Source organism: Streptacidiphilus neutrinimicus (assembly GCF_000787815.1).
Taxonomy (GTDB): Bacteria; Actinomycetota; Actinomycetes; order Streptomycetales; family Streptomycetaceae; genus Streptacidiphilus; species Streptacidiphilus neutrinimicus.
Genome location: NZ_BBPO01000005.1, coordinates 150,715 through 164,625, shown reverse-complemented (window position 1 = coordinate 164,625; position 13,911 = coordinate 150,715). Strand labels below are relative to the sequence as shown.

Annotated in this window: 9 protein-coding genes; 5 read left to right on the top strand and 4 right to left on the bottom strand. The window is 72.7% G+C overall.

Annotated features, from left to right (window positions below; all coding sequences use genetic code 11):
• Positions 1–8 precede the first annotated feature (8 nt).
• A complete protein-coding gene (locus tag TR48_RS06020; protein WP_042364822.1) occupies positions 9–2,210 on the top strand; it encodes a SpoIIE family protein phosphatase in 2,202 nt (733 codons plus the stop codon).
• Between the two features lie 314 nt (positions 2,211–2,524).
• On the opposite strand, the gene TR48_RS06015 is transcribed toward TR48_RS06020, so the two are convergent.
• From TR48_RS06015 to TR48_RS06005, 3 genes are all read right to left on the bottom strand, one after another.
• Positions 2,525–4,231 carry an NAD-dependent malic enzyme gene (locus TR48_RS06015; protein ID WP_042364821.1) on the bottom strand — a complete coding sequence of 569 codons (1,707 nt, stop codon included), beginning with the start codon at positions 4,229–4,231 and terminating at the stop codon, positions 2,525–2,527.
• 137 nt (positions 4,232–4,368) lie between these two features.
• Positions 4,369–5,313 (bottom strand): NAD-dependent epimerase/dehydratase family protein, encoded by a 945-nt coding sequence (locus TR48_RS06010; protein ID WP_042364820.1) that lies wholly within the window; start codon positions 5,311–5,313, stop codon positions 4,369–4,371.
• Positions 5,314–5,340: 27 nt separating this feature from the next.
• Entirely contained in the window at positions 5,341–6,291 is a 951-nt protein-coding gene (locus TR48_RS06005) for a ScbA/BarX family gamma-butyrolactone biosynthesis protein (protein ID WP_236652027.1), read from the bottom strand.
• Positions 6,292–6,683: 392 nt separating this feature from the next.
• On the opposite strand from TR48_RS06005, the gene TR48_RS06000 reads away from it, so the two are divergent.
• Together TR48_RS06000 and TR48_RS05995 are read left to right on the top strand one after the other, a co-directional pair.
• Positions 6,684–7,397, top strand: a complete 714-nt coding sequence (locus TR48_RS06000; protein WP_042364818.1) for a response regulator transcription factor — start codon at positions 6,684–6,686, stop codon at positions 7,395–7,397.
• Between the two features lie 53 nt (positions 7,398–7,450).
• Positions 7,451–8,113: a ScbR family autoregulator-binding transcription factor gene (locus TR48_RS05995; RefSeq protein WP_042364817.1), complete on the top strand. Its 663-nt coding sequence runs from the start codon at positions 7,451–7,453 to the stop codon at positions 8,111–8,113.
• Between the two features lie 3 nt (positions 8,114–8,116).
• Here TR48_RS05995 and TR48_RS05990 read toward each other — a convergent pair whose 3' ends face one another.
• Positions 8,117–8,536, bottom strand: coding sequence for an ArsR/SmtB family transcription factor (locus tag TR48_RS05990; RefSeq protein ID WP_084728871.1), 420 nt, complete (start codon positions 8,534–8,536; stop codon positions 8,117–8,119).
• Positions 8,537–8,692: 156 nt separating this feature from the next.
• Here TR48_RS05990 and TR48_RS05985 point away from each other — a divergent pair, with 156 nt between their 5' ends.
• Together TR48_RS05985 and TR48_RS05980 are read left to right on the top strand one after the other, a co-directional pair.
• On the top strand, positions 8,693–9,898 hold the full coding sequence (locus TR48_RS05985) for an MFS transporter (protein ID WP_042364816.1): 1,206 nt from the start codon (positions 8,693–8,695) through the stop codon (positions 9,896–9,898).
• A 267-nt stretch (positions 9,899–10,165) separates the two neighbouring features.
• Positions 10,166–13,909: an ACP S-malonyltransferase gene (locus TR48_RS05980; protein WP_236652026.1), complete on the top strand. Its 3,744-nt coding sequence runs from the start codon at positions 10,166–10,168 to the stop codon at positions 13,907–13,909.
• Positions 13,910–13,911 lie beyond the last annotated feature (2 nt).

Here is a 13,911-nt window from a genome sequence, read left to right as displayed (position 1 = left end):
CTGATCTCATGGAGCCCGGGAGCCGAGAGCGCGGGGCCGGGGTGACCGGACGGCCCCGCATCGGCACGATCGGCGCCGACCCGCTGCCCGGCATGTTCGCCCACGCTCCGGTGATCTTCGCCGCGCTCGGCGGCCCCACCCATCTGGTCGAGGGGGCCAACGAGGCCTTCTTCGAGACGGTGGGCGTCGGCCGGGCCAGGGACGTACTCGGCCGGCCGGTCGCGGAGGTCGTGCCCGAGCTGGTGCACCAGGGCCTGCTGCCCATGCTCGACTCCGTCTACCTGCGGGGCGAACCGGTCGTCGCGCGCACGGCCGGCGTGCTGCTGGGGCCGGTCGGCAGAAGCCGCCTGCGGTACTTCGACTTCAGCTTCGAGCCGCGCCGGGACCGGGCCGGGCGGGTGCGCGGCGTGGCCTTCCTCGCCGTCGACGTGACCCGGCAGCACGCGGCGCACAAGCTGGCCGCCGAGCAGCAGGCGCTGCTGGAGCAGATCGCCCGCGACGCGCCGCTGGGGGAGGTGCTGGACGGCATGTGCCGGGCCATCGAGAAGCTCTCCCCCAAGGTGCTCAGCTCCGTGCTGCTGCTCGACGAGACCGGCACCCGGCTGCTGCACGGCGCGGCCCCGAGTCTGCCCGCCTTCTACAACGAGATGGTCGACGGCAGCCCGATCGGCCCGCACGAGGGCTCCTGCGGCACCGCCGCGTACCGCCGCGAGATGGTGGTGGTCAACGACATCGCCACCGACCCGCTCTGGGCCGACTACCGGGACCTGGCCAGGCGCGCGGGGCTGGGGGCCTGCTGGTCGTCCCCGATCCTCTCCAACGCGGGAGACCTGCTGGGCACCTTCGCCATGTACCACCGCACGCCACGAACCCTGCGCGAGGAGGATCTCGACCTGAGCATCGTCTTCACGCGCACCGCGGCCCTCGCCATCGAACGCCACCGCACCGAGGTCGCGCGGCGGCAGGCACACGAGCGCGAGCACGCGCTCAGCTCCGACCTGGAGTTCGTGCTCCGGACCAGTACCGCGGTCAGCGAGGAGGCGTCCTACCCGCAGAACCTCCAGCGGCTGGCGCGGCTCGCGGTGCCCGCCCTCGGGCCGGTCTGCGTGATCGACGTGATGGAGTCGGGCCGCGTCCGGAGGGTGGCCGTGGCCGTCGCGCCCGAGCTGCCCCGGCGGGTGGAGGCGCTGCTGGCGGCGGAGAGCTCGGCCCACGTGGAGGACGGCCCGGTCGGCCGCGTGCTGGCGAGCGGCCGGAGCGAGATCGGCAACACCGCGCCCGGAGGCGCGTGGCAGGAGCTCGGCCTCGACATCAGCGGCCAGGTCTGCGTCCCGCTGACCGCGCGCGGGCACACCTTCGGCGCGCTGACGCTGATCTCGACCGTGGACCGGCCGCTGGGGGCCCGCGCGATCGCGCTCGCCGAGGAGCTCGCCCGCACCGCCGCCGCCGGAGCGGAGACCACCCGTCAGCACGCCCAGCGGGCGCGCCTGGCGCACGACCTCCAGGCCGGTCTGCTGCTCGCCGCGCTGCCCGACGTCCCCGGGGCGCGCCTGGCGGCCTCGTACCGGCCTGCGGGCGAGGGCCTGGACATCGGCGGCGACTTCTACGACGTCTTCGCGCTGCCGGGCGACTGGTGGGGCCTCGTCATCGGCGACGTCTGCGGTCGCGGCGCCTACGCGGCGACCACGACGGCGCTGGTCCGCAACACCGCCCGCGCGGTCGCGCCGCTGCTCCCGACGCCGGGGAAGGTGGCGGAGGCGGTCAACGAGGCGCTGCTCGCCCGGCCGGACAGCACCGAGAGCTTCGTGACCCTGATCTACGCCGAACTGCGCCGGGTGCGCGACGGCATCGCGGTGAGCATGGTCCGCGCCGGACACCCGCCGCCGCTGCTGCAGCGGGCCGACGGCACCGTGACCAGCCCCAGCCCGGCAGGCCAACTCCTGGGCGTCTCCCCCGATCTGGAGCTGACCATGGAGTCGTTCACCATGCGCAGCGGGGACCACCTGGTCCTGGTGACCGACGGAATCCTGGAGGCCCGCGACCGGGCCGGCGTCCTCTTCGGCGAGGAGCGCCTAGTGGCCGCCCTGCGGTCGACGGCGGGGGCCGACGACGCGCAACGGGTTCTCGACGCGGTCACCGCGGCCGTCGACGGCTTCGCGGGCGGCCTCACGGACGACGACCAGGCGGTGCTGGTCCTGGTCGCGGAGTAGCGGCCCTGTTTCGCGGCGTGACGGCCCGACGCGTGAGACCGTGAAAGCTCCGTGACGAGGGGGCAGCTCATGGGGCATCCGGTCCGGCGCGTCGACCGGCGATCTCGCTCCCGCTCCACCAGGACGTCGCCCCCGGCCTGCCCGGCGGCGTCCAGATCCTCGCCGCTCCCTGGCGCGAGGACCTGCTGCTCCAGGTCGCCCGCGCCCTCGAGGTCGCCCTGCCCTGGGCGCGCCGCCGCCCGCCCGTGGGCTGAACCTCGGAAGTCACGTCGGCCCGCGCGTCGGACGGGGGTCGGACCGCGATCGGACGGGGGTCAGACGGCGGCGACCGGGGCGTAGTCCGGCTGCCACATGGCGTCGCGGACCCGTGCCTCGATGTCGTCGCCGACGGGGGTGCGGGCGACGCCGTCGGCGTCCGCGGCGCGGGCGACGGCCACGGCCACCGCGAGGGAGGTGTCGCGCAGGTGGCGGGTCGGCGGGAGGATCGGCGCGCCGGGGGCGCTCGCGTCGACCTGGCCCGCGACGGCGCGGGCGGCCGCGCTGAGCATGCCGTCGGTGATGCGGGTGGCCCGGGCCACGATCGCGCCGAGACCGAGCCCGGGGAAGACCAGAGCGTTGTTCGCCTGCCCGATCTCGTACGTGACCCCGCCGTGCTCGACCGGGGCGAACGGGCTGCCTGTGGCCACCAGTGCGCGGCCGTCGGTCCAGGCGAGCAGGTCGCCCGGGGTCGCCTCGGCGAGCCGGGTCGGGTTGGACATCGGCAGGATGATCGGGCGGTCGACGCCCGCGGCCATGTCGCGGACCACGGCCTCGGTGAAGGAGCCGCCCTGGCCAGAGGTGCCGACCAGGATGGTCGGCCGGCAGCGGTGCACCACCTCGGCCAGGGTGATGCCTGCCGTGCCCGCGCCGCGGGCCCAGTCGGCGACCTCGGCGGCCGGGCGGGCGTAGGGGCGCTGGAAGTCGCGCAGGTCGGTCATGTCGTCGGTGAGCAGGCCGTAGCGGTCGACGCACCAGATCCGGCGGGCGGCCTCCTCGCGGTCGAGGCCGTCGGCCATCAGGGCGTCGCGGAGCTGGTCCGCGACGCCGACGCCGGCGGTGCCGGCGCCGAACACGACGGCCCGGTGCTCCCGCAGCGGGGTGCCGCTGGCCCTCACGCCGGACAGGACGGCGGCCAGGTTGACCGCGCCGGTGCCCTGGACGTCGTCGTTGAAGGTGAGATGGCTGTCGCGGTAGCGCGTAAGGATCCGGCGGGCGTTGCTGGTGCCGAAGTCCTCCCAGTGCAGCAGGGCCCCGGGGAACAGTCGCGACGCGGTCTCCACGTAGGCCGCCAGGAAGGCGTCGTAGGTCTCCGGGTCGACCCGGGGGTGGCGGTTGCCCAGGTAGAGCGGGTCGTCCAGGAGTTCCTTGCGGTTGGTGCCGACGTCCAGCACCACGGCGAGGGTGCGCGCCGGGTCGATCCCGGCGGCGGCGGTGTAGACGGCGAGCTTGCCCACCGAGATGCTGATGCCGCCGACGCCCCAGTCGCCGATGCCCAGGATCGCCTCCCCGTCCGTCGCCACGACGAGGTCGACGTCGTCCGGGCCGAGGCCGCTGGCCCGCAGCGAGCGCTCGATGTCCTGCGGCGCGTCCACGGAGAGAAAGAGGCCGCGTGGGCGCCGGTAGTCGTGGCTGTAGTGCTCGATCGCGGTGCCGATGGTCGGCGTGTAGACGATCGGCAGCATCTCCTCGAGGTGCTCGCTGACGAGCCGGTGGAACAGCACCTCGTTGCGGTCGTGCAGGGCGGCCAGGTTGAGGTGCTTGGCCAGGTCGTCCGGTTGCGCGAGGTACTGCCGGTAGGCACGCGAGCTCTGCTGGGCGATCGTGAGCACCGTCGGCGGGATGAGGCCGACCAGGCCGAGACGGTCCCGCTCGTCCGGCGGGAAGGCGGTGCCCTTGTTCAGCCGCGGATCGGTGAGCAGCGCCCGCCCGCGAAGCTCGGTCTCCCAGCGCCGTCCCTGCGGGTTCCACTTCGTCGGCTGCACTGTCGTTCCCGTCTACTCCTGGTCACAGGCCCGTTCATCGTCGCCGGGAACGGGCGGCCGGGCAACCGGCGGGAGCCGCCCGGGTGCGCGGCTGCGGCCTGGCCCACGCCGTAGCCGAGCGGGGCGGGGGCACGGGCCTACCCCGCCGCGCAGGAGGCGTCGGACAGGGCGGACCGGTACCACGGGGCCGCCTGCGCGAACGCGGACGCGAAGCCCGGACCGGGGGTGAGGCGCAGATCGCGCCAGAGCGGGGCGCTGTCGAAGAAGTGGTCGGTGCGCAGCATGTCGAGGGCGTGCAGCGAGCGCGGGTCAGACGCCAGCAACCCGCAGGCCTGGAGCGCGGTCAGATCACGTTGCGGCCACGGCAGTTCGGCGCAGTCGGCCACGGCCCGCAGCAGCGTCGCCGCGGTGACGGGATCGGGGTGGGAGGCGTGGTAGGTCATGGCCGTCAGGTCGGCGGCGGGCGCGAGCCCGGCGGCGACCGCGAGCCGGGCGAGCTCGTGGACCGAGACGAGGGAGAGGCGGGCGGACCACCCCTCGACGGTGCCGGGCAGCGCCCGCAGCAGCCGGCTGACGCCCGGCACCACCCACGCGTCCCCCACGCCGTAGACGAGGTGCGGCCGCAGCACGAGACCGCCGGCGTCCAGGACGGCGTCCTCGGCCGCCGCCCGCGAGGCGGAGGTGGGCGACCCCGGGTTCCGGGTCAGCTCGGCCGGGGTCGCGCCGCAGAAGGAGCCCCGCCCGTACACGGAGGCCGTGCTCACGTAGACGACGCGGGACACCCCCGCCCGGCGCGCCTCGGCGACCAGGTTGCGGGTGCCCTGGGCGTTGACGAACTCGTTGTTCTGCACGGAGCCGCCGATGTAGGAGGCGCAGTGCATCACCACGTCGATCCCCTCGCAGACTCCGCGCAGCGAGTCGGGGTCGCGGAGGTCGGCGCAGACCACCGCGCACCCCGGCCGGGTCACGACCGCCGGTCGGCGGTGCGACATGAGTCTCAGGGCGGCGTCCTGCCGCGCGGCCTCCTCGACGACGTGCCGTCCGAGAAAGCCCGCCGCACCGGTGATCAGAACGGACGTCATGGTGTGGTCTCCTGTCGGCGGGGCGGGTCAGTCGGTGGGACGGCCGAGCAGCAGGTCGGCGCGGAAGACCTGCTCACCGTGCTGGGTGGCGCTCACCGCGACCCGGACGGAGCAGGCGCGGTCGGCCGAGGGCTCGGCCAGGGCCTCGCCCCGGGGTCCGACACGGGGTCCGACACGGGGCTCGATCCGGGCCTCGATCCAGCACGGGGCGTCCAGTTCCGCGTAGCGCAGGAACGAGCTCGCGGCGCCCAGCAGCACCGCGTCCGGCTGCCGGGTGGCGGCGCGGGCGGCCTGCCGGGCGGCTTCGAGCAGCAGCATGCCGGGCACGTGGTCCACCGGGTGGTCGAAGAAGATCGGGTGGTCGGTGTCGACCCGCAGCTCCCAACGACCGTCGGCGTCGGCGGCGGCGTCGCGACCGTCGGCGGCGGCGTGGGCCGTGGCCTGGCCCCGCGCAGCGCCGAGCAGCACGTCCTGCGGCAGGGCGCGGCCCACCAGCGCCGGGTCGGCGGCGGCGGGCAGGGCGCGTCCGTTGACGGTGGGACGCCCGGCGCGCATCCGCCGCTGCACGGCGCCGCTGGTGCAGCTGAACCGCGCGCCGCCGGCGGCGACGGGCCGTCCGGCGCGCAGCATGGTGACCTCGTACCGCATCGCCGCGATGCCGCGTCCACGACGCGCGATGTCATGGCAGACGACGCGCAGTTCGACGTCCGTCGGCGCCGGGCCGGTCGCGAACGCGTCCGGGACCGCCGCGAACGACAGTTCCCACATGAGGAACTGATGGCCGAACGGCACCTGGTACTCGGCGTGCGAGAGCAGCAGTCCGGCCTGGCGCACCGTCTCGGCCAGGAGCATCGGGTCCTGCTGGCCGCGGGCGGGGGCGAACAGGGCGTGTCTCCTGGGCCATTGGGCCCGCACGACGAAGGAGTCGGGCTCGCCGCCCGGGGCGTCGTCCCAGCCGGTGAGCAACACCTCTGCCACGGAGGCACGGTGGACGTACTCGCGGGGCACGGTCGCCGTGAGCGCCGGCGCCCGGCCCACCACCACGTCGTTCCCTCGATCATGCACGAGACCCAGCACGGTCGGCTCCCTCCCCAACGGAAAACCCGTACACGATCAACATACAGGCAGGTCTGCATGTTTTTGAGGGCCAGGCGTTAAGAATCCGACAGAGATGCCTTGTTTGCGTCCGAGTTGCCAGCGGATTGCGAGATTGTGAAGCCAACTTCCCTCGCCCGAGCCCGGCTTAGGACGCCATATGTCCCTATCTGCCCGCCCTGGAAGGGCGTTGACAACCAGACAAGCCTGCCTGGTACTGTCCCCTGCATGGTCGCTCAACAGTTCGCAGTGGCGCACGGGGAGGGGCAACCCACTTGCAGACCGTTACCGAGGAGCCCGAGCGCCCGGCGGACACGCAGGGGCTTCGGGTGCTGGTCGTCGAGAACGATCCGGACGCCGCCGAGTGCCTGGTGCACGAGCTGCGCAGACACGGCCACGCCGCCAGGAGCGCGGGCACCGGCGGCCTCGCGCTGCAACTGCTCCCGAGCGTCGACCTGGTCCTGCTGGACCTCGACCTGCCCGACCTGGACGGGCTGGAGGTGTGCCGCAGACTCAGGGCCGAGGGCGACACCCCGATCATCATCGTGACCGCGCGCGGGACCGAACTCGACCGCGTGCTCGGCCTGCAGGCCGGATCGGACGACTACGTGGTCAAGCCCTACGGCCTGCGCGAACTGCTGGCCCGGATCGACGCCGTGATGCGCCGGGCCCAGCCCTCCGCACCGCCCCCGGCGCGGGTCATCACGCACGGGACGCTGCGCATCGACGCCCGCAGCAGGGAGATCGCCCTCGGCGGCCGGCCGATCCCGCTGACGCCCAAGGAGTTCGACTTGCTGCACCTGCTGGCCTCGCAGCCCGGCACCACGCTCTCGCGTCGCCAGCTGCTCCGGCAGGTCTGGGACGACGAGTGGTCGCACCAGGGACGCACGATCGACACCCACGTCAGCAGCCTGCGCAGCAAACTGGGCTCGGGGAGCTGGATCGTGACGGTGCGTGGGGTGGGCTTCCGGATCGGCGATGCGCGGTAACATACAGGCAAGTCTGTTTGGTCTTCTCGACCACGAGCCGCTAGGACTAGAGGATGGCCCAGCAAGAGCGCGGAATCCGATCGAGACGCTCGATCCTCGAGGCGGCCGCCGAGGTGTTCGGCGAGCGCGGGTACGACGCCGCCAGCACCAACGAGATCCTCAGCCGAGCCGGGCTCACCCGCGGCGCGCTGTACCACCACTTCCCCTCCAAGGAGGCCATCGCCGCGGCGCTGGTGGAGGCGCAGAGCGAGGCGCTGGTGCCGCCGGTCCGGACGGTCAAGCTCCAGGCGGTCATCGACATGTCGCTGGAGTTCGCCCGGCGCCTGCAACGGGACACCGTGCTGCGCGCGAGCGTGCGCCTGGCCGTCGAGCAGTCCTCTTTCGCGCAGTCGGCGCGGGCCCCCTACGACGAGGCGATCGCGGTGATCGAGCACCTGCTGCGACAGGCCGACCGGCAGGGGGAACTGCTGCCCGGGATGGATCTGCGCGAGGTCGCCTCGACCGTCGTCGGCTCGTTCACCGGGCTGCAGGTGATGTCGCAGGTCTACAGCAACCGCCAGGATCTGCCGGCCCGGGTCTCCGCGCTGTGGCGTCTGCTGCTGCCGGGGCTCGCCGCGCCGGGCATCATGCCCCGACTGTGCACCGACACGCCGGCGGCCGAGGGCGGGACGGAGGACGCCGACGCCGCCCCGGATCTGCAGGCGGCGCCGGTGTGACCTTCACAGAAGGCTGTCCGCCAGGTGGGCGTCCCCGCCGACGGCGCTTCTCAACTCCTCGACCAGCGCGGCGATGCGCTCCTCGTCGCGCCGGTAGTGGGTCCATTTGCCGACCCGGGTGGAGCGCACGAGTCCGGCGCGCTCCAGGACGGCCATGTACGCGGAGACGGTCGACTGGGCCAGGCCGCTCTTGGCCTGGATGTGACTGACGCAGACGCCGACCGCCCGGGGATCGGTGACGGCCGGCTCGACCGGGAAGTTCCGCTCCGGCTCGCGCAGCCACTGGAGCACCTGCAGCCTCACCGGATTGGCCAGCGCCTTGAGCGCCTCCAGCAGCGACGCGAGGCTCTCCGTCGAGGCTGCGTACGTCGGGGCCGTGTTCGGCGGGGCTGTGTCCGGCGCGGATGTGTCGTGTGTGGTCATGAGCCTTCCTGGCGGTGCGGGGCCTCCACCGATCCATCGATGATAAGCGATGCGTCCGCTTGACAGAACATATCGACGTTATGCGATGCTTCGATGCGTTGGGGTTCACAACGGCGCGGTCCCGCACCGCTCGCCTTGGCACTGGAGGGATTCGACATGCCTATCGGGCTCATCGCCCTGGCCCTGGGAGGCTTCGGCATCGGCCTCACCGAGTTCGGGATCGTGGGTCTGCTGCCGGAGGTGGCAGGCGACTTCCACGTCTCCGAGTCGGTAGCCGGGTACCTGATCTCGGGCTATGCGCTCAGCGTCGCGATCGGCGCCCTGCTGCTGACCGCCGCGGTCTCCCGTCTGGACCGCAAGAAGGTCCTGGTCGGCCTGATGGCGCTGTTCATCGTCGGCAACCTGGTCTCGGCCGTGGCCGGCAGCTACGACGTGCTGCTCTTCGGCCGGATCGTGGCGGCGCTCTGCCACGGCGCGTTCTTCAGCGTCGGCGCGGTGGTCGCTTCCGACATGGTCGCCGACAACAAGAAGGGCAGCGCCATCGCGCTGATGTTCGGCGGCCTGACCGTGGCCAACGTGCTCGGCGTGCCGCTGGGCACCTTCCTCGGCCAGCAGGCCGGCTGGCGCTCCACCTTCTGGGCGATCACCGTCATCGGCGTCGTCACACTGATCGGCATCCAGGTGCTGGTGCCGCGCCAGACCGAGGCCGCCCGGCCGAACCTGCGCAGCGAGCTCGCCGTCTTCCGGCGCGGCCAGGTCTGGGTCTCCGTCGTCCTCAGCATCCTGGCCTTCGGCGGGGTCATCGGCGGCTACACCTACATCGCCTTCACCCTCACCAAGGTGAGCGGCTTCGCCACCACGACGGTGCCGTGGCTGCTGATCCTCTTCGGCGTCGGCACCTTCGTCGGGAACTTCGTCGGCGGCAAGGCGGCGGACAAGTCGGTGAACGCCGCGCTGATCGGCATCATGGCACTGCTGGCCGTGGTGATGGCGGCGTTCGCGCTCACCGCGCACAACAAGGTCGCCACCGTCGTCGCGCTGCTGCTGATGGGGGCCGTCGGCCTCGCCTCGGCGCCCGGTCTGCAGGTGCGCACCATGACGTACGCCTCGGACGCGCCGACCATGGCCTCCGGCGCGAACATCGCGGCCTTCAACGTCGGCAACGCGCTGGGGGCCTGGCTCGGCGGTCTGGCGCTGGCCGCCGGCGAGGGCTACGTGGCCCCGCTCTGGGTGGGCGCGGGGCTCGCGCTCGCCGGGCTGGTCGTCGTCGCCGGCGGATCGCTCGGCCGCGGCGCGGCCCCGTCGCCCTCGGCGTCCGACGAGGCGCTGCCGGCGCACATGACCGAGGCCGGGGTCTCGTAAGGGAATATCCAAGAACTGCCTGTCCCACTCCCCCAAAAAAGGAGCCGGGGCCGGAGGACGAAAGTTCTCCGGCCCCGGCTCATTTCTTATGGCAGGATGCGCTGCTGACATTTTTCTGACCTTCCACGGAAGAAACGTTCACACGCCCCTGAACTGGCATGACAGAACCCTGAACCAAGATCGCTTGAAGGCACGTCAGCCTCTCCGGAGAATTCTCGAAGAGAGTTTTCCGATTCCGCAGAGGACAATCCTGAGAGGGCGATTTCCGTGTCCCGCTCCCTTTTCCGCGCCGTCCCGGCTCCTCGGGGGGCCGTCGAACTCGCACTGCCGGCCGACCACGCCCTCGGTGCGAAGCACCGGGCGCGCATCGCCGGATTCTTCCCCGGCCTGGGCAGCCGCTCGTTCTACCGGAACCTCGACCGCTCCCTGCTGGACTGCGACGTGTCCGAGGTCGGGGACGTCTACCGGGAGGCTGCCGACGCCCTCGGCATCGCCGCGCGGCCCGACCTGCTGCTCATGCCGTCCAACGGGCCCCGGCGGGGCATGCTGGAGCGTCAGGGCTTCATCGGGGCGGCGCTGCTGGTGCACAGCCTGGTCCTGGACGCCTGCCTGCGGCACCGGATCGCCGAGTCCGGCACGCCCGCCGACGTCGTCGCCTACGCGGGCGAGAGCTTCGGCGTGCTGACCGCCGCGGTGGCCGGCGGGGCGCTGACCGTCTCCGACGGCGTCCGGATCGCCCGCGTCTTCACCCCGCTGATGCTGCTGGCCGCGGGCGGCTTCGACGCCGACGAGCCGATCGCCCGGGACCTCTCCCGCCACCTGCCCGCGTCCGTGCTGGCTGCCCCGCTGGTCCCGGAACCCTGCCACGTGCTGGCCGTCACCGCGCCGGACGCCGAGACTCTGGAGGCGGTCCTCGCCGCCGTCGCCGCGCGCTTCCCGCTCACCGACGTCGAACCGCACAAGGCGTACGCGCGGACCCAGGCCAACCTGTACGTCCGCGCGGGCTTCCGGGCGCGGTTCGACCGCTTCGTCGCCGACTTCCCCGAGGTGACCGTCGGCGAGCTCAAGGACCCCACGGTCTTCCTGGCCCACTCCGCACGGATGCGACCGGCCCGGCAGGCGCTGGACGCGTTCCTCGACTCCGCCGGGATCCGCTTCCGGCAGCCCCGCGTGCCGGTGGTGTCCAACCACGACATGTCGCTGCTCACCACCGCGGCGGAGGTGCGCCGGGGCGTGCTGGCCATGACGGACCGGGTGATGGCGTCCCGGGAGACCTGCGAGACGCTGGACGGCCTCGACCTGGATCTGGTGCTGGAGTTGGGACCGGGCGGCAAGTCACTGCGACTGCTGCGGGACAACGCCGTCGAGGTCCCTGTCACGGACTACACCGCCCGCCGCGAGGACGACGACCACGTGCTGGGCGCCGTCACCGCGACCGGGCGGGTGCTGGCCCGGCTGGAACACCTCTACACCCGCGACGAGCCGCCGGCGGACGTGGACCTCGAACTCGCCCGTGAGCTGCTGCGCCGCGCCGCACGCAGCTCCTTCGCCGAGGAGTACGCCGCCCGCGCGCTCGAACGGGTCGTCACCGTGCAGATGCTGCGCCCGGACCGCAACGGTACCGGGGCGTTCTACCGGCTGCTCGAACTGCTGCAGCACACCTGGAACCACCGCGAGCACGTCGACGCCGCGGGCGGCGAGCTCGTCGCCCGGGCGCGGCTGAAAAAACGGCTGACCGGGGCGGACCCGGAGCGGCTCGGCCGGGCCGAGCTCGAACTCGACGTCCTCACCCGGGCCGGAGGCTCCGTGCACCGGACCGCGCGGACCACCCGCCCCGAGGTGCTGGTCGTGCACTTCGACGCCCCGGTCGGGCTGGACGAGGACGCGCTGGCCGACCGGATCCGGCTGCTGCAGGTCGAGCAGCCCGCGGCGATGCGCATCCGCGACGCGCTCCGGCGCGAGCTCGGCCTGCAGGAGGACGAGCTGCCGCCGCAGGGCCGCCGGATGCTCTACCAGTACCTGCTGTTCGACGCGCTGCAGCAGCACCGGCCCGCGCTGTTCGCGCAGCACGACCACTATCTGGCGGGCGGCGACCCGCTGGGCTGGCTGGCGGCGCTCGCCGTCTCCGGCGCAGTCCCGCTGGCCGCGGTCATCGGCCTGTTCGTCGACGGGCCACGGCCCGAGGCGCTGGAGCGGATGCTGGGCGGGCTCGCCGAGCCGCAGATCCCGCTGGTCTCCCCCGCGGGCGTGCCGGTGCAGTCGCTCAGGGAGCTGGCGGAGACCACGCGCACCGTGCTCGCTGACCGGATCCCCGGTGCGTACGACGGCGGGGCCCGGATCCAGCTGGGCGGCAACTGCCAGGTGATCTCGCTCGGTTCGCGGCTGACGGCGGACGGCGTGGACGCCGACCCTTACCACGCTGACCTGGTCCGCGTGGGCGAGCCTGCCGAGATCTGGCGCAGGCGGCGCAACCCCGCGCTGGACCGGCTCGAGAGCGCCTGCGCCCTGGCGCTGACCCGGGAGAACGCGCGCGTGCTGGAGGTCGCGCGCAGCCGCCGCGTGCTCTCCAGCACCGTCTACGCCTACATCGGCATCGACGAGTCGGTGGTCAGCTTCGGCAGGGGCGGCAGCGAGTCGATGACCGTCTTCGTCCGCAAGCGCGGCGAGGAGCGGATCACCGTCCGCAAGATCCTCAGCGAGGCGCTGACCACCGCGCGGTGGAACCCGGAGGGCACCGGCGTGATGCTGCCCCCGTTCGCCAAGGCGAAGAAGCAGGCCGAGTACCTGCGGGCGCTCCCCGCCTCGGTGCGCCCCTACTTCCCCGAGGTCTTCGACGTCTCCGAGCGCGAGGTCCCGGTTCCGCCGCAACGACGCCGCGCCGACCGAGCGGTGGACCGGGCGGTGGATCGCGAGGTGCTCTACGAGATGAGCTATGTGGCGGGCGAGGAGGTCAGCCGGTTCGTCGAGCGGCACTCCCCGCCGCCGGCCCTGGTCGCCCGGTTGTACGAGCAGGTCATCCGGGTGCTCAACGAGCGGGTGCACAGCGTGGGCCGGGTGCCCGCCCCGGGCGAGACGCTGGACGTCTCCTACTTCCGGAAGATCGAGGACCGGCTCGACCTGTGCCGTCGCACCGCGCCGCGGACCTTCGACACACATCTGCTGGACACCGAGCGGATCGTCGTGAACGGCGTCCCCTACCTGAACTCCGGCGCGCTGCTGCGTCGGTTCCGCGGCAACCCCGACTACGCCCGGATCCTGGAGCCGCGCTTCCACTCGCTGGTCATGGGCGACACCAACACCGAGAACATCAAGATCACCGACAGCGGACCGCTGCTGCGCGCCCAACAGGTGATCGAGTCGGGCGCACCTCGGGAACAGATCGACGCCGCCCTGGACGCCGTCACCGCCGAGACCCTGGGCATTCGCTTCCTGGACCCGCGCGCGATCGGCTTCAAGAGCGAGGGCGCGGACACCCGCGACGACGCGATGTACGACAACAAGCCGTGGCACAACTCCCTCGGCCACTACGACGAGATCCACTTCGAGCAGTTCACGCTGGCCGTCGACGCCACCGCGGGCCGGACCCCGTGCGTCGACATCGCCTTCCTGGAGGGGAACCCGTACCAGCGCGCTTACCGGGTCCGGGATGTGACGGCGAACGGCGGCGCCCTGCACCCCGGGGCCCCGCAGGGTCTGGAGGACCACTTCGCGCCCGTGATGACGGCCGCCCTGGGTCTGGACGACCCCGACTCGCCCTTCCTGGAGCAGGACCCCTACTGGCTGGTCCGCTTCGTCTTCATGATGGGACAGCACTTCACCGCCATGCCGCCGTTCCACTTCCAGAAGGAGCTCGACGGCACGCTGGTGGACGGCTACCGCAGCCAGCGCCGCCCGGTCGCGATCTACTGCGAGGGCGTCAAGTGGCTGAACTGGGCCCTGCAGATGCTCGACGGCACCCGTACCGAGTTCCTCGGCCTGGACGTTCCCCCGCTTCCCCACCTGCGTGCCTGAGC

Bases quoted from the DNA above. Each gene is read 5' to 3' on its own strand.
- TR48_RS06020 (WP_042364822.1), top strand. From the start codon at position 9: ATGGAGCCCGGGAGCCGAGAGCGCGGGGCCGGGGTGACCGGACGGCCC.
- TR48_RS06010 (WP_042364820.1), bottom strand. From the start codon at position 5,313: ATGACGTCCGTTCTGATCACCGGTGCGGCGGGCTTTCTCGGACGGCAC.
- TR48_RS05995 (WP_042364817.1), top strand. From the start codon at position 7,451: ATGGCCCAGCAAGAGCGCGGAATCCGATCGAGACGCTCGATCCTCGAG.
- TR48_RS05990 (WP_084728871.1), bottom strand. From the start codon at position 8,536: ATGACCACACACGACACATCCGCGCCGGACACAGCCCCGCCGAACACG.
- TR48_RS05985 (WP_042364816.1), top strand. From the start codon at position 8,693: ATGCCTATCGGGCTCATCGCCCTGGCCCTGGGAGGCTTCGGCATCGGC.